The 18,932-nt window shown below is 69.3% G+C and carries 22 protein-coding genes; 13 read left to right on the top strand and 9 right to left on the bottom strand.

All coding sequences use genetic code 11. The features are described from left to right. Positions 1–4 precede the first annotated feature (4 nt). The 4 genes from yidD to ACFLIT_RS06825 all read left to right on the top strand — a co-directional run bounded on the left by yidD (position 5) and on the right by ACFLIT_RS06825 (position 3,402). Positions 5–268: a membrane protein insertion efficiency factor YidD gene (gene yidD, locus ACFLIT_RS06840; RefSeq protein ID WP_479910462.1), complete on the top strand. Its 264-nt coding sequence runs from the start codon at positions 5–7 to the stop codon at positions 266–268. Further along, on the top strand, positions 265–2,205 hold the full coding sequence (gene thrS, locus ACFLIT_RS06835; RefSeq protein WP_479910461.1) for a threonine--tRNA ligase: 1,941 nt from the start codon (positions 265–267) through the stop codon (positions 2,203–2,205). Before yidD ends, thrS begins: the two co-directional genes overlap by 4 nt. Further along, complete coding sequence (locus tag ACFLIT_RS06830; RefSeq protein WP_479910460.1) at positions 2,202–3,131, top strand: glycosyltransferase family 2 protein; 930 nt, start codon at positions 2,202–2,204, stop codon at positions 3,129–3,131. The genes thrS and ACFLIT_RS06830 overlap by 4 nt, the downstream gene beginning before the upstream one ends. Before the next feature lie 118 nt (positions 3,132–3,249). Beyond that, positions 3,250–3,402: a hypothetical protein gene (locus tag ACFLIT_RS06825; protein WP_479910459.1), complete on the top strand. Its 153-nt coding sequence runs from the start codon at positions 3,250–3,252 to the stop codon at positions 3,400–3,402. A 1-nt stretch (position 3,403) separates the two neighbouring features. Here the strand turns inward: ACFLIT_RS06825 and ACFLIT_RS06820 are convergent, their stop codons facing one another. Then, on the bottom strand, positions 3,404–4,309 hold the full coding sequence (locus tag ACFLIT_RS06820; protein WP_479910458.1) for a hydroxymethylglutaryl-CoA lyase: 906 nt from the start codon (positions 4,307–4,309) through the stop codon (positions 3,404–3,406). Further along, positions 4,306–6,045 (bottom strand): ArnT family glycosyltransferase, encoded by a 1,740-nt coding sequence (locus ACFLIT_RS06815; RefSeq protein WP_479910457.1) that lies wholly within the window; start codon positions 6,043–6,045, stop codon positions 4,306–4,308. The genes ACFLIT_RS06820 and ACFLIT_RS06815 overlap by 4 nt, the downstream gene beginning before the upstream one ends. A 93-nt stretch (positions 6,046–6,138) precedes the next feature. On the opposite strand from ACFLIT_RS06815, the gene ACFLIT_RS06810 reads away from it, so the two are divergent. Further along, a complete protein-coding gene (locus tag ACFLIT_RS06810) occupies positions 6,139–6,876 on the top strand; it encodes a glycosyltransferase family 2 protein (protein ID WP_479910456.1) in 738 nt (245 codons plus the stop codon). Between the two features lie 63 nt (positions 6,877–6,939). Continuing rightward, positions 6,940–7,365 (top strand): hypothetical protein, encoded by a 426-nt coding sequence (locus ACFLIT_RS06805; RefSeq protein WP_479910455.1) that lies wholly within the window; start codon positions 6,940–6,942, stop codon positions 7,363–7,365. Positions 7,366–7,514: 149 nt separating this feature from the next. Here the strand turns inward: ACFLIT_RS06805 and ACFLIT_RS06800 are convergent, their stop codons facing one another. Both ACFLIT_RS06800 and phaR read right to left on the bottom strand, forming a co-directional pair. Then, a complete protein-coding gene (locus ACFLIT_RS06800) occupies positions 7,515–7,871 on the bottom strand; it encodes a hypothetical protein (protein WP_479910454.1) in 357 nt (118 codons plus the stop codon). A gap of 52 nt (positions 7,872–7,923) precedes the next feature. Next, positions 7,924–8,541: a polyhydroxyalkanoate synthesis repressor PhaR gene (phaR, locus tag ACFLIT_RS06795; protein ID WP_479910453.1), complete on the bottom strand. Its 618-nt coding sequence runs from the start codon at positions 8,539–8,541 to the stop codon at positions 7,924–7,926. 202 nt (positions 8,542–8,743) lie between these two features. On the opposite strand from phaR, the gene ACFLIT_RS06790 reads away from it, so the two are divergent. The 4 genes from ACFLIT_RS06790 (at position 8,744) to ACFLIT_RS06775 (ending at position 12,238) form a co-directional block, all read left to right on the top strand. Further along, positions 8,744–9,919 (top strand): acetyl-CoA C-acetyltransferase, encoded by a 1,176-nt coding sequence (locus ACFLIT_RS06790; protein WP_479910452.1) that lies wholly within the window; start codon positions 8,744–8,746, stop codon positions 9,917–9,919. Between the two features lie 42 nt (positions 9,920–9,961). Then, a complete protein-coding gene (gene phbB / locus ACFLIT_RS06785) occupies positions 9,962–10,687 on the top strand; it encodes an acetoacetyl-CoA reductase (RefSeq protein WP_479910451.1) in 726 nt (241 codons plus the stop codon). A gap of 89 nt (positions 10,688–10,776) precedes the next feature. Continuing rightward, positions 10,777–11,598, top strand: a complete 822-nt coding sequence (locus tag ACFLIT_RS06780) for a DUF4908 domain-containing protein (protein ID WP_479910450.1) — start codon at positions 10,777–10,779, stop codon at positions 11,596–11,598. Positions 11,599–11,770: 172 nt separating this feature from the next. Further along, a complete protein-coding gene (locus ACFLIT_RS06775; RefSeq protein ID WP_479910449.1) occupies positions 11,771–12,238 on the top strand; it encodes a hypothetical protein in 468 nt (155 codons plus the stop codon). Between the two features lie 10 nt (positions 12,239–12,248). On the opposite strand, the gene ACFLIT_RS06770 is transcribed toward ACFLIT_RS06775, so the two are convergent. Both ACFLIT_RS06770 and gloB read right to left on the bottom strand, forming a co-directional pair. Further along, the gene (locus tag ACFLIT_RS06770) at positions 12,249–12,683 is read right to left on the bottom strand and encodes a cupin domain-containing protein (protein WP_479910448.1); all 435 of its coding nucleotides are present in this window, start codon (positions 12,681–12,683) and stop codon (positions 12,249–12,251) included. After that, positions 12,680–13,441 (bottom strand): hydroxyacylglutathione hydrolase, encoded by a 762-nt coding sequence (gene gloB / locus ACFLIT_RS06765; protein WP_479910447.1) that lies wholly within the window; start codon positions 13,439–13,441, stop codon positions 12,680–12,682. Before gloB ends, ACFLIT_RS06770 begins: the two co-directional genes overlap by 4 nt. A gap of 55 nt (positions 13,442–13,496) precedes the next feature. Between gloB and ACFLIT_RS06760 the strand changes: the two genes are divergently transcribed. The 3 genes from ACFLIT_RS06760 (at position 13,497) to ACFLIT_RS06750 (ending at position 16,344) form a co-directional block, all read left to right on the top strand. Next, the gene (locus tag ACFLIT_RS06760) at positions 13,497–14,279 is read left to right on the top strand and encodes a class I SAM-dependent methyltransferase (RefSeq protein WP_479910446.1); all 783 of its coding nucleotides are present in this window, start codon (positions 13,497–13,499) and stop codon (positions 14,277–14,279) included. Between the two features lie 44 nt (positions 14,280–14,323). Continuing rightward, complete coding sequence (locus tag ACFLIT_RS06755; RefSeq protein WP_479910445.1) at positions 14,324–14,668, top strand: P-II family nitrogen regulator; 345 nt, start codon at positions 14,324–14,326, stop codon at positions 14,666–14,668. Between the two features lie 71 nt (positions 14,669–14,739). Then, complete coding sequence (locus tag ACFLIT_RS06750; RefSeq protein WP_479910444.1) at positions 14,740–16,344, top strand: phospholipase D-like domain-containing protein; 1,605 nt, start codon at positions 14,740–14,742, stop codon at positions 16,342–16,344. On the opposite strand, the gene ACFLIT_RS06745 is transcribed toward ACFLIT_RS06750, so the two are convergent. From ACFLIT_RS06745 to metX, 3 genes are read right to left on the bottom strand one after another with little or no spacing between them, the layout of a single operon-like run. Then, entirely contained in the window at positions 16,341–17,072 is a 732-nt protein-coding gene (locus ACFLIT_RS06745; protein ID WP_479910443.1) for an endonuclease/exonuclease/phosphatase family protein, read from the bottom strand. The genes ACFLIT_RS06750 and ACFLIT_RS06745 overlap by 4 nt on opposite strands. A gap of 9 nt (positions 17,073–17,081) precedes the next feature. Further along, entirely contained in the window at positions 17,082–17,747 is a 666-nt protein-coding gene (metW, locus tag ACFLIT_RS06740; RefSeq protein WP_479910442.1) for a methionine biosynthesis protein MetW, read from the bottom strand. Next, a complete protein-coding gene (metX, locus tag ACFLIT_RS06735) occupies positions 17,747–18,907 on the bottom strand; it encodes a homoserine O-acetyltransferase MetX (protein ID WP_479910441.1) in 1,161 nt (386 codons plus the stop codon). The genes metW and metX overlap by 1 nt, the downstream gene beginning before the upstream one ends. Between the last annotated feature and the right edge of the window lie 25 nt (positions 18,908–18,932).

Below are 18,932 nucleotides of genomic sequence, written 5' to 3'. Positions count from 1 at the left end.
TCCCATGGCGGTCCGCATCTACGAGCGCCTCATCCGCGGGGCGCTCTGGGCCTACAAGTCGACGTTGTCGCCGCTGATCGGCCGACAGTGCCGCTTTTTGCCCACATGCTCGCAGTATGCCGCCCAGGCGATGATCGATCATGGGCCGCTGCGCGGGTCCTGGCTGGCTGCTCGGCGGCTCTGCCGGTGCGGTCCATGGGGTGGTTGGGGATACGATCCCGTGCCGGCGCCCGCGCCGAGACGGGCCAAGCTGAAGTGTGACGGATGATCGAACTCGAGTTTCCGGATGGATCGCGGCGCAGCTTCGCCGAAGGAACCACCGGCGCCGAGATTGCGGCCGGCATCTCGCCCTCGCTGGCCAAGAAGGCCGTGCTGGTGCGCGTGGACGGCAAGCTGCTGGACCTGAAGCGCCCGCTGGAGGCCGGCGGCAGGTTCGAGATCCTGACCCGCGACGCGCCCGACGTGCTGGACACCATCCGTCACGACGCCAGCCACGTGCTGGCCGAGGCCGTGCAGGAGCTATTTCCCGGCACCCAGGTGACGATCGGCCCGGCCATCGAGGACGGCTTCTATTACGACTTCGCCCGCGACGAGCCGTTCTCGCTCGACGACCTGGCGACCATCGAAAAGCGCATGCGCGAGATCGTCGACCGTGACGAGCCGATCCGTCGCGAAGTGTGGGACCGTAACGAGGCCATCGCCCATTTCGAGAGCATCGGCGAGGTCTACAAGGCCGAGATCATTCGCGACCTGCCGGAGAGCGAGCCGATCAGCCTCTACTTCCAGGGCGCCTGGAAGGACTTGTGCCTCGGGCCGCACCTGCCCTCGACCAAGTTCGTCGGCAAGGCGTTCAAGCTGACCAAGCTGGCGGGCGCCTACTGGCGCGGCGACAGCAACAACGCCCAGCTGCAGCGCATCTACGGCACGGCCTGGGCCAGCGAAGCCGACCTCGAAGCCTATCTGCACCGCATCGAAGAGGCCGAGAAGCGCGATCACCGCAAGCTCGGTCGCGCCATGGACCTCTTCCACATGCAGGAAGAAGGCCGGGGCATGGTGTTCTGGCACGCCAAGGGCTGGCAGCTGTGGCGCACCCTGGAAGCCTACATGCGCCGCCGGCTCGACGCCGCCGGCTATGACGAGGTCAAGACGCCCCAGGTGCTCGACCGCTCGTTCTGGGAGGCCTCGGGCCACTGGGACAAGTACCGCGAGAACATGTTCGTTTGCGAAACGGTGGAGGGCGAGACCCTCTCCCTGAAGCCGATGAACTGCCCGGGCCACGTGCAGGTGTTCAAGTTCGGCCAGAAGTCCTACCGCGACCTGCCGTTGCGCATGGCCGAGTTCGGCGCCTGCCACCGCTACGAGCCTTCGGGATCGCTGCTCGGCCTGATGCGCGTGCGCGGCTTCACCCAGGACGACGCCCACATCTTCTGCCGCGAAGACCAGATCGTCGACGAGACGGCGAAGTTCGTGCGCCTGACGCGCCTGGTGCACGGCGATCTCGGCCTGACGACCCATCGCATCAACCTGGCGACCCGGCCGGAGCTGCGCGCCGGCTCCGACGCGTTCTGGGACAAGGCCGAGGCCATGCTGGCCGAAGCCGCCCAACAGGCGGGCGTCGAAGCGGTGATCGCCGAGGGCGACGGCGCCTTCTACGCGCCCAAGCTCGACTTCATCGTCAAGGACGCCATCGGCCGCGAATGGACCTGCGGCACCCTGCAACTCGACTACGTGCTGCCCGAGCGCCTGGATGCGACCTACATCGCCGAGGACGGCTCCAAGCAGCGCCCCGTCATGCTGCACCGGGCGATCCTCGGCTCCTTCGAGCGCTTCATCGGCATCCTGATCGAAAATTACGGCGGGGCCTTCCCGCTGTGGTTGTCGCCGGTGCAGGTGGTGGTGGCCACGATCACGTCAGACGCCGACGATTATGCGCGAGAGGTCGTCCAACGCTTGACGGCCGCGGGCCTGCGGGCCGAACTCGACCTGCGTAATGAGAAGATCAACTACAAGATTCGCGAGCACAGCCTCGCCAAGGTCCCGGTGATCGCGGTGGTCGGCCGCAAGGAAGCCGAGACCCGGCAGGTGGCGCTGCGCCGTCTCGGCGGCGAGGGTCAGCAGATTCTCGGTCTCGACGAGGCCGCCGCGCGCTTGGTCGATGAAGCTCTGCCGCCGGATCTGCGCGACGCCTCCATGGAGGCGGCATGAACCGCCACGTCGCCCACGCCGAACTGAGCTACGCCCCGGCGTTGGACCACCCGCGGCCGCGGGTGAGCGTGGTGATGGTCGTGTATTGGACGGGCGAGGCCCTGGCCGAGAGCATCCGCCACGTGCTGGCCGATCCGTTGGTCGATGAGTTCGTCGTGGTCGACAACGGCTCGCCGCCCGAGCAGGAGGAGATGCTGCGCGAGCTTGGTCGCCGCGAGCCGCGGGTGCTGCTGATCCAGGGCCATGGCAATGTCGGCTTCGCCAAGGGCGCTAATCGTGGCGCGCGCGCCGCGCGAGGCGAGACCCTGGTGTTCGTCAACCCCGACGCCTTCCTGCAGCATAACTGCGTGAAGATGCTGACCAATGCCCTGAAGGGCCGCGCGGCGCCGACCATCGTCGGGGCCTGCGTGCTCAACGCCGACGGCGCCGAGCAACGCGGCGGCCGTCGCGGCGAGGTGACCGCGATCACCACCCTGCTCAGCTTCGCCCAACTGACCGCGGCTTTCCGCAAGCTGAAGGGCTTCGAAATTCACCGCGAGCACGAGACGCTGCCGCGCGGCGTGGCGCCGATGCCGACGATTTCCGGCGCGTGCTTCGCCAGCCGCCGCGCCGACTTCATGAGGATGGGCGGCTTCGACGAGGGTTACTTCCTGCACGTGGAAGACATCGATCTCTGCTGGCGGGCGCGGAAGATGGGCGGCGAGGTGTTGTTCCAGCCGCGGGCCAAGGTCGTGCACCTGGGCCACACCAGCCTCGAGCATCCGGTGCGGGTCGAGTTCCACAAGGGCGTGGGCCTGGCGCGCTATTTCATGAAGCGGGCCGACAAGCCGCACCGCTTCCTGCTGGCGACGATCCTGGCGCCGCTGATCATAGCCACGGCGGTGATCCGCCCGGCGCTCTGGAAGATCACCGGCCGCCCGATCTGAGGCCCCAGTTCAACCCTCAAGTCCGGCGCCAAAGCGTCGCAGGGGGTGCGACGCGACGTCGTCTACAGCGTTTGGCATGCGCGATGCACCTTGGCTTTAGAAGCCGAAGGATCGCCCCATGCCGGGACCGCATCTGAACCAGGACCTGATCTCGAAAGATAACGCCCGCCTGCCGCGTCAGCCGTTTCCCTTGGCCCGCGCCCTCGCCGGCATGCTGCTGCTGGCCATGACCGGCGTCGCCGCCGGCCTCATCGCCTTCGCGCCGTTCTAGATCAGCCCTCGCGGGGCCAGGCCCCCGCCCGCCCGAGCGCCGAGCCGCCCCCGCGCCCCAGCCGCTCGCGCATCCGCCGCCCCTCGTCGATGAGGGCGGCCAGGTCATAACCGGTCTCGAACCCGGCGCGCCGCAGCATGTAGACCAGATCCTCGGTGGCCAGATTGCCACTGGCCCCGGGCGCGAACGGGCAGCCGCCGAGGCCGCCGACGCTGGCGTCCAGCACCTCCACCCCGGCCTCGACGGCCGCGAAGGCGTTGGCCAGGGCGGTGTTGCGCGTGTCGTGGAAGTGCATGCGCAGGCGGACGCCGGGCGCGGCGGCGCGCACCGCTTCGATGCGGCGGCGGACAGTCCAGGGATCGGCGACCCCGATGGTGTCGCCCAGCGCGATCTCCGGCACGCCCAGGCGCGCGCCCTCGCGAGCGATGTCGACGACCTGAGCCTCGCTCACTTCGCCGTCGAAGGGGTCGCCGAAGGCGACCGAAATCGTCAGGCTGATCGGCGGTCCGCCGTCGGCGGCGCGGCGGCCGACAACGACGCCCAGCATGGCGACCTGCTCGGCGACGGTGGAGCCTTGGTTCTTCACGGCGAAGCCGTCCGACGCGCAGACCACGACATTGGCCTCGTCGCAGCCGGCGGCGAGGCAGCGATCCCAACCGCGTTCGTTCAGGACCAGGCCGATGCGCGTGCGCCCCGGCGTCGGCGGCAGGGCGGCCATGATGTCCTCGGCGCCGGCCATCTGCGGCACGCGTCTGGGGTTGACGAAGGACACCGCCTCGATGCGCCGCGCGCCCGCCGCCTCGAGGCGCTGGATGAAGGCGACCCGCTCCTCGGGCGTCAGGGTCAGGGCCTCGTTCTGCAGCCCGTCGCGCGGGCCGACTTCGACGATCTCGATGAAGCGGGTCATGGAGCCACCTCGTTGGCGTTGCCGGCGGACGGCGGCGCCTGGGCCTGGGGTTCGCCGCGGTAGAGGCGGAGCGTCACCGCCTTGCCCTCGGAATAGTTGACGCCGCTCACCGCTCCCGCCTCGCGCGGCCTGAGGCCGTCCTCGGCCAGGGCGGCGCGGAAGGCCGCGTCCTCCCGCTGCTCGACGATGGCCGGCCGACCTTGGGCGACGGCGGCGGCGGCGGCCTCGGGGCCGACCAGGGCGGTTCCGGTGCCCAGGGAGAAGACCAGGCTCGGCTCGGCATAGCCGGTGACGGCGACCGGTCCCGGGGCGCCGTTGAGCGGGGCCAGTCCCGCCGCCGCCAGGGCGCGGGCGGCGCGGACGCCGGGCCACAGGGGCGCGAGGTGCGGAATCAGTCCGCCCATCAGGGCGGCATGCGCGAGGACGCCGAGTAGGCCGCCGGCCACCAGGCCGCTGGCCGCCGCGCGCCGCAGCACCAGATAGCCGCCGACCAGGGCGGCGATGACGTAGAGGCCGGCGGTCACCGCCGTCCAGGTGATGTCGCCGGTGTCGCCGTAACGCGAGAGGCCGACGACGGCGATCACGGCGAACACCAGCCCCGCCGCCAGGCCGAGACCGGCGCCGATCCAGCGAACCCGAGGGCCGAGCGGCGCGCGCAGGGCGGCCGCGATCAGCCAGGCGAGGGCGCCGTAGGCGGGCAGCGGATAGTGCACGAGCTTGGTCGGCAGGATCTCGAACATCAGCCAGATCGGGACCAGCCAGCAGATGGCGAAGCGCACGCCAGGGTCGCGCCGGCCCCTCCAGGCGGCCACGGCGGCGGCGGGCAGCAGCAGAGTGGCCGGGAAGGCGAGCATCGCGCTGGCCAGCAGGTGATAGCCGGGCGGGGCGCCGTGGGTCTCCTGGCCGCCGGCCAGCTTGGGCGCCATGTCGCCGGCGACGGCGGTGGTCCAGAAGGCGCCGTCGGTGGTCACGGTGATCGCCGCCGACCAGGGGAGGACGGCGACCGCCAGAATGATCAGCCCCCAGCCCCAGCCGAGGCTCTTCAGCCATTTGACGTCGCGCTCCCAGGCGCAGAGGGCGACGACGCAACCGCCGAGGGTGAAAGGTGCGACGGGCCCCTTGGTCAGGGTCGCCATGGCGAGGGCGACCCACAGCAACAGACGTTCCCGCCGACCGGCGTCGGGGCCGCCGCGCTGAGCGAGATAGAGGCGGGCCAGGGCGGCCATGGCCAGGGTGACGAAGCCGCAGAGCACGGCGTCGGTCTTGGCGATGAAGGCCTCGGTCGAGAGCAGGGCGGTGGCGCCGAGCACGGCGCCGGCGATCAGACCGGTGCGCGGGCCGAAGGCGGCGGCCGCGCCCCAGGCGCAGGCGGCGGCGGCCAGCATGGCGCCGAGAAGGCTCGGGATGCGGAAGGCCCAGATTTGCCGATCCTCGGCGGCCGAGACTAGGCTGACGCTGGCGGCCTGCAGCCAGTGTATTCCCACCGGCTTCTTGGCCCGCATCGAGTCCTGGAAGTTGATGCTGGTCAGGTCGCCCGTCTCCAGCATCTGAGCCGTGGCCTGGGCGAAGCGGCTTTCGTCGCGATCCAGCGGCGGCACGGTGAAGAGCCCGGGCAGGCCGGCGAAAAGAGCGATCAGCGCGGCTGCCAGCGGGCCCCGCCACCCCCGGGCCCAGCGATCGATTCGGGCGGAGATCGCGTCGTCGAACTTGTCCTGCAACGGGTGGGCGTGGCTCATCGCCGTCGTGATACCACGATCCTCATCCTGCAAAGTCACGATGCCGCGCGAGCCCGGTCTCGCCCGGGGCGACTTTTCGGGTATTGAGAGGCCATGGCCGCTGCAGACGCCCCCGCTCCCGACTTTTCCGTCGTCGTCCCCGTGTTCGACGAGAGCGGCGCCGCCCCGGCCCTGGCGCGCGAGATCGCGGCCGCTTTCCAGGGCTTGAGCCACGAGATCATCTTCGTCGACGACGCCAGCCGCGACGACACCAAGGCCCGGCTGGTCGCGCTCAAGGCCGAGCTGCCGCAGCTGCGCGTGCTCGGCCACCGCAAGAACGCCGGCCAGAGCCGCGCGGTGCGCACCGGCGTCCTGGCGGCCCGGTCCCCCATCGTCATCACCCTGGACGGCGACGGCCAGAACGACCCCGCCGACGCGCCGCGTTTGGCTCTCGCGCTGAAGGCCGCCGGGCCGGAGGTCGGGCTGATCGGCGGCGAGCGCGCCAAGCGGCAGGACGATTGGTCGAAGAAATACGCCTCCCGCATCGCCAACGCCGCGCGTCGCGCCATGCTGCATGACGAGACCGACGACGCCGGCTGCGGCCTGAAGGCGTTTCGCCGCGACGCCTTCCTGCTGCTGCCGTTCTTCGACCACCTGCACCGTTACCTGCCGGCGATGATGCTGCGCGAGGGCTACAGGGTGGAGTTCCAGAAGGTGAACCACCGGCCGCGGCAGACCGGGGTCTCGAAATACAACAACCTCGGCCGCCTCTGGGCTTCGTTCGGCGACATGACCGGGGTGATGTGGCTGCAGCGACGCGGCCGCAGTCCGGGCGGCTGGGATGAGGCTTAAGGGCCGCTTCCCGAAATTGCGAAAACAGGTCTAGGTTCGCGCGGGTTTCCTAGGGGGTCGACCATGCTTGCCGCCGCGCCGCTGCTGGTCCTGCCGGTTCTGATCTACAACCTGATCGCCCTGACGACGGGCGGCGGCTTCGCGGCCGAGGCGGCTCAGGTCCGCATGACCGCGGAGATGTTCACGGTTCACATGCCGAACGGCGCGAACTGGCCGGTCAGCCTGGGCGACCTGCTGCTCGCCGCCTCGCTGATCGTGCTGTTCGTCGAGCTTTTGAAATCGACCACCAGCCGGCGCAGCGCCATTATCAACCATTCGCTGTCGATGGTGCTGTTCATCGTCTGCCTGGTGGAGTTCCTGCTTTCGCCGGTCTTCGCCACCTCGGTGTTCTTCCTGATCACCCTGATGGTGCTGCTCGACGTGCTGGCCGGCTTCATCGTCACCATCGTCGCCTCCCGGCGGGACCTCGACTTCGGCTCGGGCGACTGACCTAGGTCAGCACCGTGAAGATCACGGCGACGACGGCGATGTCGAAGATCTTGGTGGCGAGCGCGAGCATGGGGCGGTCCGAAAGCGACAGGGTTGCTTTCGGTTAAGCAAGACCGGCGCCAGAGCGGCGGTCCCCCGGCCCGGATGTTTTAGATCTCGGTCTTGGTGATGCGGCCGGCGCGCGGGCGGCGGTCCGCCTGGCCGGAATACTCCGTGCCGAGATAGCGGATACGGGCCTCGTCCAGCACCGGCTGGCCGCCGCGAAGGCCACGACGGCGGTGTTCCTGGCCGATCAGATGGGCCGCGAGGGCCGAAGCATTGGCCTCGACGGCCGGCTGGCGGGGCGCGCGGCGCTCCTCGCGCGTCGGCTCGCCCTTGGCCATCGGCAGGTTCGGGGTGTCGGTGGTCTCTCCCGGCGCCAGGTCGTGCGGCGCGGGATCGTCCGCGCGCCGACGGTAGCGGCGCGTGTTCTGGATACGGCGAGGCGGATCGACAGGGGCGGTCATGCCGGGTCGATCCTGCCGGGCAGGCGTTAAGAACCCCTTCCGACCGGCGGGATCAGCTCTTGGAGGCCAGCTTGTCGAGCTGGGCGCGCATGGCTTCCATCTGACGCTTCAGCTCGGCGAGATCCTCGTCGGAGGCCTCCGCCTTGGGCGTGTCCTCGGCCTTGGCCGGAGCCGCCGGGGCAGCCGCCGCGGCGCCGGTGTAGGCGAAGGGGGAGAACATTTTCATCGCCCGGTCGAACATCTGCATGTTCTGGCGGATCTGCTCGTCGTAGGCGCCGCCGAGGCTCGGCGTGGCCAGGGCGCCGAACTGCTTGCGCATCTGCTCCTGCTGCTGGGTGAAGCTGTTCAGCGACAGCTCCAGGTAGCTCGGCAGGAAGGCCTGCATGCTGTCGCCGTAGAAGCGGATCAACTGGCGCAGGAACTGGATCGGCAACAGGTTCTGACCGCGGCTTTCTTCTTCGAAGATGATCTGGGCCAGCACCGGGCGAGTGATGTCCTCGTTGGTCTTTGCGTCGTAGACCACGAAGTCGACGCCTTCCTTCACCATGTCCGACAGGTGTTCGAGGGTGACGTAAGATGACGACGCCGTGTTGTAGAGCCGTCGGTTCGCGTACTTCTTGATGACGACCCGCGCGGTGTTTTTATCCCCGGTGTCAGACGCTTCAGTCATGCTCGTTCCCGACGCTCTCCTGTCGCGCGGTCACCCCGCCGCGCGATCTGTGCAACGCACTATCGCGGATGCGAGCAGAAGACGCCAGTGGCGAGGCAAATAGGCCGTTGCGGTGTCTCATGAATTCAGCACAAAAAAGGTAGAGGGCCCTTCGCCTTTCTTTCCATGCTCGCAAAATCGAGCAAATGTTCAGGGATTAGCCATGACCGACATCGTGATCGTCTCCGCCGCCCGCACCCCGGTCGGGTCCTTCAACGGCGCCCTGGCCAGCGTTCCGGCGCACCAGCTCGGCGCGGTGGCGATCAAGGCGGCTCTCGAGCGTGCGGGCGTGGCGGCCGAAGAGGTCGACGAGGTGGTGCTCGGCCACGTGCTGCAGGCGGCCGCCGGCCAGGGGCCGGCCCGCCAGGCCTCGATCGCCGCGGGCATCCCCAAGGAAACCCCGGCCTGGAGCCTGAACCAGATCTGCGGCTCGGGCCTGCGCGCGGTCGCGCTGGGCGCCCAGCAGATCGCCGACGGCTCGGCCAGGATCGTTGTCGCCGGCGGCCAGGAAAGCATGAGCCAGGCGCCGCACGCCGCCCACCTGCGCAACGGAACCAAGATGGGCGACCTGTCGATGGTCGACACCATGATCAAGGATGGGCTGTGGGACGCCTTCAACGGCTACCACATGGGTCAGACGGCCGAGAACATCGCCGAGAAGTTCCAGATCACCCGCGAAGATCAGGACAAGTTCGCCGTCACCTCGCAGAACCGCGCCGAGGCCGCTCAGGCCGCCGGCAAGTTCGTCGAGGAGATCGCGCCGGTGACCATCAAGGGCCGCAAGGGCGACACTGTGGTCGACCAGGACGAGTACATCCGCAAGGGCGCGACCGTGGAGGCCATGGCCGGCCTGCGCCCGGCCTTCGCCAAGGAAGGCTCGGTCACCGCCGGCAACGCTTCGGGCCTGAACGACGGCGCCGCCGCCGTGGTGCTGATGAGCGCCGAGGAAGCCGAGAAGCGGGGCCTCAAGCCGCTGGCCCGCATCGTTTCGGCCGCCACCGCCGGCGTCGACGCCGCGATCATGGGCACCGGCCCGATCCCGGCCAGCCGCAAGGCGTTGGAGAAGGCCGGCTGGACCGTGGCCGACCTCGACCTCGTCGAGTCCAACGAGGCCTTCGCCGCCCAATCGCTGTGCGTGACCCGTGAGCTCGGCCTCGATCCGGCCAAGACCAACGTCAACGGCGGCGCCATCGCCATCGGCCACCCCATCGGCGCCTCGGGCGCGCGCGTGCTCACCACCCTGCTGCACGAGATGAAGCGTTCGGGCGCCAAGAAGGGCCTGGCCACCCTCTGCATCGGCGGCGGCATGGGCGTGGCCATGTGCGTCGAGGCGGTCTGAGGTCGGGCGAACAAGAAACCTAGAAACGGGAAGGATACTGACATGGCGCGAACAGCGTTCGTCACAGGGGGCACGCGGGGCATCGGCCGCGCGATCGTGGAGCGGCTGAAGGCCGATGGGCTGCAGGTGGCCGCCGGCTATTCCGGCAATGACGAGGCCGCCAAGGCCGCCGCCGACGAACTCGGCATCATGGTGGTGAAGGGCAATGTCGGGGTGTTCGAGGACTGCCAGCGCGCGGTCGAGGCGGTGAGCGCCGAACTCGGCCCCATCGACGTGCTGGTCAACAACGCCGGCATCACCCGCGACGGCTTCTTCCACAAGATGACGCCGGCGCAGTGGAGCGACGTCATCCGCGTGAACATGGACAGCGTCTTCAACATGTCGCGCCAGGTGATCGAAGGCATGCGCGAGCGCAACTGGGGTCGGATCATCAACATCTCCTCGATCAACGGCCAGAAGGGCCAGGTCGGCCAGACCAACTATTCGGCCGCCAAGGCCGGCATGATCGGCTTCACCAAGGCCCTGGCGCTCGAGAACGCCAAGAAGGGCATCACGGTGAACTGCATCGCGCCCGGCTACATCGACACCGAGATGGTGATGGCCGTGCCGCAAAACGTGCTCGACGCCATCGTCGGCCAGATTCCGGTGGGCCGCCTGGGCAAGGGCGAGGAGATCGCGGACATGGTCGCGTTCCTGGCCGGAGAGCGCGCCGGCTATGTCACCGGCGCCACACTCTCCCTGAATGGCGGGCAATACATGGTCGGCTGAGCCTGAAGGCTTTGCAACGCCTCTCCGGCGCCCGAAAACGGCCGCAGTGCAAGGCCATGCGGGTGGGGATGGTCGATCGATCTATCGGTATGGGTTTTGTCGCGGGCGCAGCGTCGCTGCTCGCCAGCGCCGCCCTGGCTCAAGCTCCGGCCACCATGCGCGCGCCCGGCGGGCCGCAGCCGGGGCGCCCGATGATGCCGCCGGGCATTCCCGGCGGCGCCTTCGGGCCGCCGTCGATCGCCCTGCGCGACGCCCTGTTCGGCCAGCAGCTGAATGAAAGCCGGCGGCGCACCGCGCCGCCGGTGGCCCGTTTCGTTTCCGAAAACGGCGAGAGTTTCACTCTCGACCGCTCGTCCAGCCGGCCGCTGCTGCGTTTCGACGGTAGCGGCGAGGTATGGGCGCTGGAGGCCTCCGCCGCGCCGCGCGGCGACACGATCTACAAGAACGATCTCGGCGAGCCGGTGCTGCGCGCCACCCGCCTCGGCGGCCTGACGGTATTCACCAACAGCCAACCCTCGGGTATGGCCGCCGCCCTGCTGGGCAATGGGCAGCCCCTTCGCCTGCCGGCCATCAGCCCGCAGGAGCTGATCGTCACCACCGCCCGGGCCATGGAGCGGATCGCCCGCGCCGCCCGCCACGCGATTACGATCACCATCGACGCCGACGACGAGAGCGCCCCTCTGGTCGCCGACGCCGCCAACCGAGCCGCCGACGCCATCGTCAAGATGGCGAGCAAGCGAGCCTCCAAGCCATTCGTCGACAAGATCGCCAAGATCGACATTCGCGAGGGCCGCAAACCGGGCGCCACCATGGGCAGCGATGGGGTGGTGCGCATCCTGGTCACGCCGGAGATGGGCGTCGCCGGCCGCCCCTCCTCCGAACGCATCATGCTGGCCAGCAGCGGGAAGTAGGCTGGGCGAGGGGCGGGGTCAAAAGGGCTAGCCGCATTTATTCCGCCAGAAGGTTCTCAGTCTGTTCTTGCTTTGGCTTGAGCTGAGCGCGAAGATCAAGCGATCGTTGTCGTCAGCGACGATGGGCGATCTGGGGAAGGCGCGAAAGCCGCCGAAGAACAGGTGGGGGGGCATGGAAGAGCGCATGATGGCCCAAGCTTCATTCTCGGATCACGAGAAGAAGCTTTTCCGTCGTCGATTGATCTTGGGTCCTGTGACCGGCGTCAGCGGCCTGGCGGCGGTGGTTCCCATCGCCCTGAGGGCCAATGGCTGGTGGATTGCGCTGAGTTTCGCAGCTTTGGCCATAGCCTTCATCGCGGGAGCGGGGTTGGTCGTCACCGAGCGGGCGGCCGATCTCAGTCGCTTCGACACTGAGTTGGCGGCGGGACAGCGAGACGTCGTCGTCAAGGCGCGCCGCTTGCGTGGGTGGGCGAGCAACGCCTTTTTCCTGGTCCTCGTCGTTCTGGGAGCGTTTGATCGGCTCACCCTGGATTCATCGATGGTGGCGGTGGTGGCGCTTGTCGGTGCGGGCTGCGGCCTTTGCGCAGCATGGCTTCTGCGACGCGAGGCGGCGGCTGTCCGGGCGGTCGGCGGCCTGTAGAGTCAAGGCCTTAGGGCTCCCAACCCTCCGGCGCTATCTCGAACCCTGAAAACTCGAAACCCGGCGCCACGGTGCAGCCGACCAGGGTCCAGTCGCCGAGGCTCTCGGCGCTCTGCCACCAGTGGCGGTCGATGACGATCTGCGGCTTCTGGCGGGCCAGGATGTCCGGCCCGAGGGTCAGGGTTTCATGCACGCCCTTCGGCTCGGGCCGCGCCAGCCGCAAGCTTAGCGGAGCGCCAGCGTACCAGTGCCAGGTCTCCACCGCGTCGACCCGATGCCAGGCGGAAACCTGACCTGCCGCGAGCAGATAATAGATGACCGTCGAAGCGCTGCGGCCCGCCGCGTCGGTCTTGGCGTCGCGGAAGGTCTCGCGGAACCAGCCGCCCTCGGGGTGCGGCTTCAGGCCCAGTTCGTAGATCAGCGCCTCCACCGCCGTACGCGTCATCCCTGAAAGCCGTCTTTGGCGGCGCGGACGGCGGCGAAGGCCTCGGCGTCGCTGGCCCCGACCACGCCCATGCGATGGGCCAGTCGCGGCGCGCGCAGGAAGGGGTTGGTCGCCTTCTCCGCTTCGATGGTGGTGGGCACGGTGGGCTCGCCGCGCTCGCGGGCGGCGAAGATCGCCTCGGCGCGGGCGGCGACGGCCGGATCGTCGTCGAGGCTGAGCGCGAAGCGGGCGTTGGCGGCCGTGTATTCGTGGGCGCAGTAGACCACCGTCTCGTCGGGCAGGGCGGCCAGACGCTGAAGGCTGCTCCAGAACTGCGCCGGATCGCCTTCGAACATCCGGCCGCAGCCGAGGGCGAACAGGCTGTCGCCGACGAAGGCGATGCGGTCTGCGGCGTCGAAATAGGCGATATGGCCCAGGGTGTGGCCGCCGACGTCGATCACCTGGAATGTCGTCTCGCCGAGCACCACGCGGTCGCCCGCCCCAACGGTGCGGTCCAGCGGCGCGATGCGGGCGACCTCGGCCGGCCCGACGATCTCGGCGCCGGTCACCGCCTTGAGGGCGGCGTTGCCCCCCGCGTGGTCGGGGTGCCAGTGGGTGTTGAGGATCAGATCCAGGGTCCAGCCGGCGGCGGCTAGCTCGCGCTGGATCGCCGCGGCGTCCGGGGTGTCGATCGTCGCGACCTTGCCGCTCGTCGTGTCGCGCACAAGGAAACCGTAGTTGTCGGAGAGGCAGGGAAACTGTCGGACGGTGAGCGCCATGCCGCGAGTGTGGCGCGCGGAGTGTGGCGACGGCAAGTCGTGCTAGTCTTCGTCCATGCGCCGCGACGTGCTCGAACTCCGCGCCTTCTACGGCACGCCTCTCGGCCGGGCCGCCCAGACCATGGTCGGGCGCAAGATCGACGAGGCCTGGGGTGAGGTGCGCGATCTCGATGTCCTCGGCCTCGGCTACGCCACGCCCTTCATCGAGGCCATGCGGCCGCGCGCCCGCCGGGTGATCGCGGCCATGCCGGCGGCGCAGGGCGTCGAGGTCTGGCCCGCCTCGGGGCGCAACCTCGGCTGCCTGGTCGACGAGGAAGCCCTGCCGTTTCCCAACGCCCTGTTCGACCGCATCCTCGCGGTGCACGCCCTTGAGGAGAGCGACGCTCCGGGTCGCCTGCTCGCTGAAGCCTGCCGCGTGCTGGCCCCTGCCGGCAGGCTGATCGTGGCGGTGGCCGCCCGCAGCGGCTCCTGGTGCCACGCCGAGGGCACGCCCTTTGGGCACGGCCGGCCCTACACCCGCCGCCAGCTCGAATCCTTGCTGCGTGAGGCGGGCCTGGAACCCGCCGGCTGGACCCGCGCCCTCTACGCGCCGCCGCTCGGCATGTTCGCCGGCATGGCCGAGGGTTTCGAGCAACTGGGCGCCCGGCTGTGGCCGCCGCTCGCCGGAGTGATCCTCATGGAAGCGGTGAAGCAGACCTTCGCCGTGAAGCCGAAGGGCGCCCGCGCCCGCGTCCGTGTCTTCGCACCCGTGCTGCAACCGGCGCCGGCCGTCGGCCTGTCTTCGCCGGGCCTTGTGGCGGAACGGGTTTCCGCTCTTGGTGATTTGGACGTAAGCTGAGCCGAGCCTTCTCCCCAGGCTCGCACGAACCGACGGATTTCCCCATGAAGATGATCATCGCCGTCATCAAGCCGAGCCGACTGGATGCGGTGCTGGAAGCCGTCACCGAGGCGGGGGCCTCCGGTCTCACGGTCACCGAGGTGCGCGGCTACGGCCGCCAGAAGGGCAAGACCGAGGTCTATCGCGGCGCCGAATACGAGGTGAAGCTGCTGCCGAAGGTGAAGCTGGAGATCGCCGTGCCGGCCGATATCGTCGACCGCGTCTGCGAGGCCCTGGCCCGTACCGCCAACACCGGCAAAATCGGCGACGGCAAGATTTTCGTGCTCGATCTCGAACAGGCCTTGCGCATCCGCACGGGCGAGACCGACGCGGCCGCCATCGCCTCCTGATGCGCGGCGGAGCCCGCCGTCATCTCGTGCGTTAGCCCGTCGAGGCGACGGGGATGCGCATGGCGCGGGACATGAGCGACGATTTCGGCTTCGGGGACGGCCCGCCGGATCTCGATCCGCGCATCCTCAATCCCGGCGTCAACTGCTGGCGGATCGAGCCGACCGCCCGGCTTAATTTCCTGATCGACAGCGCCGACTATTTCGCGGCCCTCAAGGGGGCGCTGCTGCGCGCCCGCCACTCGATCTGGATTCTGGCGTGGGTGTTCGATCCGCTGACCCGCCTGACGCCCGACACCTCGGTGAAGAGCGGCGACCCGGCCCACGCGGACCGGCTCGGGCTTTTGCTGCGGCGGATGGCGGCGCTCAATCCGGCTCTCGATGTGCGCATCCTCGCCTGGGACATGGCCCCGCCGATCGCCGCCTCCCAGCTGTTCGCGCCGCAGCGGGCGGCGGCCTATTTCCACGGCTCGCGGGTGAAGTTCCGGTTGGACAGCTCGGTGCCGATGTCGGCCTGCCATCACCAGAAGGTGGTGGTGATCGACGGCCGCGTCGCCTTCGTCAGCGGCGGCGACATGGGGCCGGATCGCTGGGACACCTGCCACCACGCCGATCACGACCCACGCCGTCGCCTGCCGAACGGAAAACGCTATCCGGCCCGCCACGAAGTCTCGATGGTAGTCGAGGGGGCGGCGGCCGGCGCGCTCGGCGACCTTTTCGCCCTGCGTTGGAAAAGGGCCGGCGGCGGGACGGTCTCACCGCCGCCCGAGCCGATCCCCGGCGAGGACTCGCCCTGGCCGCCGGGGCTGAACGCGCATCTGAAGCACCAGCCGCTGGCGATCAGTCGCACCCTCGCGCAATGGCGCCGGCACGGCGGGGCCTATGAGAGCCTGCGGCTGCATCTCGACGCCATCGCCCAGGCGCGGGACCTGATCTTTCTTGAAAACCAGTACCTGACCTCGCCCCTGATCGTCGAAGCCCTGGCCGAGCGCCTCATCGAGCAGGACGGGCCGGAAATCGTCACCATCGGGCCGATGGAGAGCCCGAGTTACTTCGATCAGATGACCATGGACTCGGCCCGCTCGGCGGCGATCGCCAGGTTGCAGGCGACGGATCTGCAAGGCCGTTTCCGGGCCTTCACCCCGCGCACGCCGGGGGATAATCCGGTGATCGTCCATTCCAAGGTGGCGATCATCGATGATCGCCTGCTGCGTATCGGCTCGGCCAATCTCAACAACCGCTCCACCGGCCTCGATTCCGAATGCGACGTCGCCCTGGAGGCGGCGGACGGCCCGGACGGCGACGCGGCTCGCGAGGCCATCCGTGAGTTCCGCGCCCGGTTGGTGGGTCACTACATGGAGCGCGGCGGCGATGAGGTGCGCGCGGCCATGGCGCGGCACGGCGGCCTGGCGGTGGCCATCGATGCGCTGGATACGCGCGACCACCGTCGCCTGAGGCCCTTCGAGTGCGGCCCTCAGGGCTGGTTCGCCCGCTTCGTCGCCGCCTGGAGCCTGGGCGATCCCACCACGCCGCAGGACGCCTGGAACCCGTGGAATCGCCGCAAGCGGCTGCGCAAGGATCTGCAGCAACTGCTGCCGTGCGTGATGGACCAGACGGAAGACCGCGACGCGCCGGCCGCAACGCCCGGCACGGCGATAGCCACCCAGTCGAAGGCCTAGGCTGGTCTCACCAGCTCCAGCTCAACCACCAGCGGCAGGTGGTCCGACGCTACTTTTGATTTCGTATCGAAGGGAACCTCGACCCCGATCACCCGGATGCCGCCGGTCATGAACACGTGGTCGATGCGCATGAAGGGGAAACGCGAAGGGAAGGTGGGGATCGGCACGCGGTGGTCCTGAGCGTCGCGCAGGGCGGCGTTGAACATGCGGTAGGTGGTGGAGCGTGGCGTGGCGTTCATGTCGCCCACCAGGATCGCGGGCGCCTTCCAGGCGTCTTCGGCCATCCAGTCGCCCAGCAGGGCCGCGGCCTGGCGATGCTGCTCGCGAGGGATCAGGCCGAGGTGGGTGTTGATGACCTGCAGCTCCACCCCGCCCACGTCGACGGCGATCCACACCGCGCCACGCGGCTCCAGCCCCGGCACGCGCTTGTATTCCGGCAGGCCGCCTACCCGCACCCGGCGCTCGGGCAGGCGGGTGAGGATGGCGTCGCCGTATTCCTCCTCCTCGATGCGCATGGCTGGGTGGAAGTGGGAGCGCATCTCGAGGATTTCGCCCAGCCGGTGGGCCTGGTCGACGTTGCGGGTGCGCAGGCGGCCGACGTCGAGTTCCTGCAGGCAGACGACATCGGGGTTCATCGCATCGATGACCTCGGCCACGCGCTCGACGTTCAGCCGCTTGTCCACGCCCACGCAGCGATGGACGTTGTAGGTCATCACCCGCAGTCTCATGGCTTTGCCTTAACCGCCGAACAGGTCTCCCGTTCCGGCCTTCAGCGTCGGCGGCGCCCGCCGGCTGAGCAGGAACAGCACGGCCTCGGACCGCCAATTCTCCAGGAACCCGCTAGGATTGATCTGGCGCGCGGGCCGGTGGCGACTCACGGCCGCGCAGGCGTCGATCCGCAGATTGAGGTCCTCGGTCAGGTCGAGGAAGTCTGCCAGGGTGCAGAGGTGGATATTGGGCGTCGACCACCAGGGGTCGGGCAGGGCCCTGGTGTGGGGCATCCGCCCACGGGTCATCAGTGAGGCGCGCACCCGCCAATGCCCGAAGTTCGGGAAGGAAACGATGGCGCGCTCGGCGATGCGCAGCAACTCGTGCAGCACATGGCGCGGATCGCGCGTCGCCTGCAGCGTCTGCGATAGCACCGCATAGTCGAAGGCGCGCTCGGGAAAGTAGTCGAGATCGCGGTCGGCGTCGCCCTGAACGACCGAGAGGCCCCGCGCCAGGCACTTGGCCACGCCCTCGGCGCTGATCTCCAGCCCGCGGCCGTCGATGTTCTTTTCGCGCGACAGCAGCTCCAGGAGGGCGCCCTCGCCGCAGCCGACATCGAGCACGCGCGAGCCCGGGCGAACCAGGCGGACGATCTCCCTGAAGTCCTCGCGCACGAATTCCGTCTGATCCGCCATCAGCCGATGCCCCGCGCGGTGGCCGCGGCCGCCAGGAACCCGGCGACGGCCGCGCTCATCACCGGCTCATCGAGGAGGAAGGCGTCGTGGCCCTTGTCGCTCTTGATCTCCACGAACCCGGCGCGGCAGCCGGCGGCGTTCAGCGCCTGCACGACATGACGGCTTTCCGGAGTGGGATAGAGCCAGTCGGAGGTGAAGCTGAGCACGCAGAACCGCACGTTGCGCGCCCGCCGGAACGCCTCGGCCAGCACGCCGCCGTGCGTCTGGGCGAGATCGAAATAATCCATCGCCCGGGTGATGTAGAGGTAGGAGTTGGCGTCGAAGCGATCGACGAAGGTCGCCCCCTGGTGACGCAGGTAGCTCTCCACCTGGAAGTCGGCGTCGAAACCCCAGGACAGGCCGTCGCGCTGCAGTTCGCGGCCGAACTTCCGCTGCAGGGCCGGCTCCGAGAGGTAGGTGATGTGCGCCGCCATGCGCGCGACCGCGAGGCCCTTCTCAGGGCGCACGCCGGCCTCGGCGTAGGCGCCGCCGCGCCACTCCGGATCGGCCATCACGGCCTGGCGTCCCACCTCGTGGAAGGCGATGTTCTGGGCCGAGTGGCGCGCCGCCGAGGCGATGCAGACCGCGGCGAACACGCGCTCGGGATAGTCGGCCGCCCACTGCAGCACCTGCATGCCGCCCATGGAGCCGCCGACCACGGCGAACAGGGTGTCGATGCCGAGCGCCTTCACCAGCATGGCCTGGGCGCGCACCATGTCGGCGATGGTGATCACCGGGAAGGTCAACCCATAGGGCTTGCCGGTGGCGGGGTCGGTGGAGGCCGGGCCGGTCGAGCCCATGCAACCGCCGACCACATTGGCGCAGACGATGAAATACTTGGCCGGATCGAGCGGCAGGCCCGCGCCGATCATCTTCGACCACCAGCCGGGCTTGCCGCTGACCGGGTGCACGCCCGCCGCGTGCTGATCGCCCGTCAGGGCGTGGCAGACCAGGACGGCGTTGGAGCGATCGGCGTTCAGGCGACCATAGGTGCTGTAGGCGACCTCCAGCCCGAGCAGCGTCGCGCCGCTGTCCAGCGGCAGCCCCTGGCCAGCGGGCGGGCGCCACACCCCGCCGCCGGCCTCCGCCGGTTCATAGTCCACCGCGTCGATCGCGCTCATGCCTCCGCTTGGACCCCGCCGCCTT

The organism is Caulobacter sp. HJHS_5 (genome assembly GCF_056683955.1).
This window is presented reverse-complemented; position numbering and strand designations above follow the sequence as displayed.

Bases quoted from the DNA above. Each gene is read 5' to 3' on its own strand.
- phaR (WP_479910453.1), bottom strand. From the start codon at position 8,541: ATGACTGAAGCGTCTGACACCGGGGATAAAAACACCGCGCGGGTCGTC.
- ACFLIT_RS06825 (WP_479910459.1), top strand. From the start codon at position 3,250: ATGCCGGGACCGCATCTGAACCAGGACCTGATCTCGAAAGATAACGCC.
- ACFLIT_RS06750 (WP_479910444.1), top strand. From the start codon at position 14,740: ATGAGCGACGATTTCGGCTTCGGGGACGGCCCGCCGGATCTCGATCCG.
- thrS (WP_479910461.1), top strand. From the start codon at position 265: ATGATCGAACTCGAGTTTCCGGATGGATCGCGGCGCAGCTTCGCCGAA.
- yidD (WP_479910462.1), top strand. From the start codon at position 5: ATGGCGGTCCGCATCTACGAGCGCCTCATCCGCGGGGCGCTCTGGGCC.
- gloB (WP_479910447.1), bottom strand. From the start codon at position 13,441: ATGGCGCTCACCGTCCGACAGTTTCCCTGCCTCTCCGACAACTACGGT.
- ACFLIT_RS06770 (WP_479910448.1), bottom strand. From the start codon at position 12,683: ATGACGCGTACGGCGGTGGAGGCGCTGATCTACGAACTGGGCCTGAAG.
- ACFLIT_RS06745 (WP_479910443.1), bottom strand. From the start codon at position 17,072: ATGAGACTGCGGGTGATGACCTACAACGTCCATCGCTGCGTGGGCGTG.
- metX (WP_479910441.1), bottom strand. From the start codon at position 18,907: ATGAGCGCGATCGACGCGGTGGACTATGAACCGGCGGAGGCCGGCGGC.
- ACFLIT_RS06830 (WP_479910460.1), top strand. From the start codon at position 2,202: ATGAACCGCCACGTCGCCCACGCCGAACTGAGCTACGCCCCGGCGTTG.
- ACFLIT_RS06790 (WP_479910452.1), top strand. From the start codon at position 8,744: ATGACCGACATCGTGATCGTCTCCGCCGCCCGCACCCCGGTCGGGTCC.
- ACFLIT_RS06820 (WP_479910458.1), bottom strand. From the start codon at position 4,309: ATGACCCGCTTCATCGAGATCGTCGAAGTCGGCCCGCGCGACGGGCTG.
- ACFLIT_RS06760 (WP_479910446.1), top strand. From the start codon at position 13,497: ATGCGCCGCGACGTGCTCGAACTCCGCGCCTTCTACGGCACGCCTCTC.
- phbB (WP_479910451.1), top strand. From the start codon at position 9,962: ATGGCGCGAACAGCGTTCGTCACAGGGGGCACGCGGGGCATCGGCCGC.
- ACFLIT_RS06775 (WP_479910449.1), top strand. From the start codon at position 11,771: ATGGAAGAGCGCATGATGGCCCAAGCTTCATTCTCGGATCACGAGAAG.
- ACFLIT_RS06810 (WP_479910456.1), top strand. From the start codon at position 6,139: ATGGCCGCTGCAGACGCCCCCGCTCCCGACTTTTCCGTCGTCGTCCCC.
- ACFLIT_RS06815 (WP_479910457.1), bottom strand. From the start codon at position 6,045: ATGAGCCACGCCCACCCGTTGCAGGACAAGTTCGACGACGCGATCTCC.
- ACFLIT_RS06800 (WP_479910454.1), bottom strand. From the start codon at position 7,871: ATGACCGCCCCTGTCGATCCGCCTCGCCGTATCCAGAACACGCGCCGC.
- ACFLIT_RS06755 (WP_479910445.1), top strand. From the start codon at position 14,324: ATGAAGATGATCATCGCCGTCATCAAGCCGAGCCGACTGGATGCGGTG.
- ACFLIT_RS06805 (WP_479910455.1), top strand. From the start codon at position 6,940: ATGCTTGCCGCCGCGCCGCTGCTGGTCCTGCCGGTTCTGATCTACAAC.
- ACFLIT_RS06780 (WP_479910450.1), top strand. From the start codon at position 10,777: ATGGGTTTTGTCGCGGGCGCAGCGTCGCTGCTCGCCAGCGCCGCCCTG.
- metW (WP_479910442.1), bottom strand. From the start codon at position 17,747: ATGGCGGATCAGACGGAATTCGTGCGCGAGGACTTCAGGGAGATCGTC.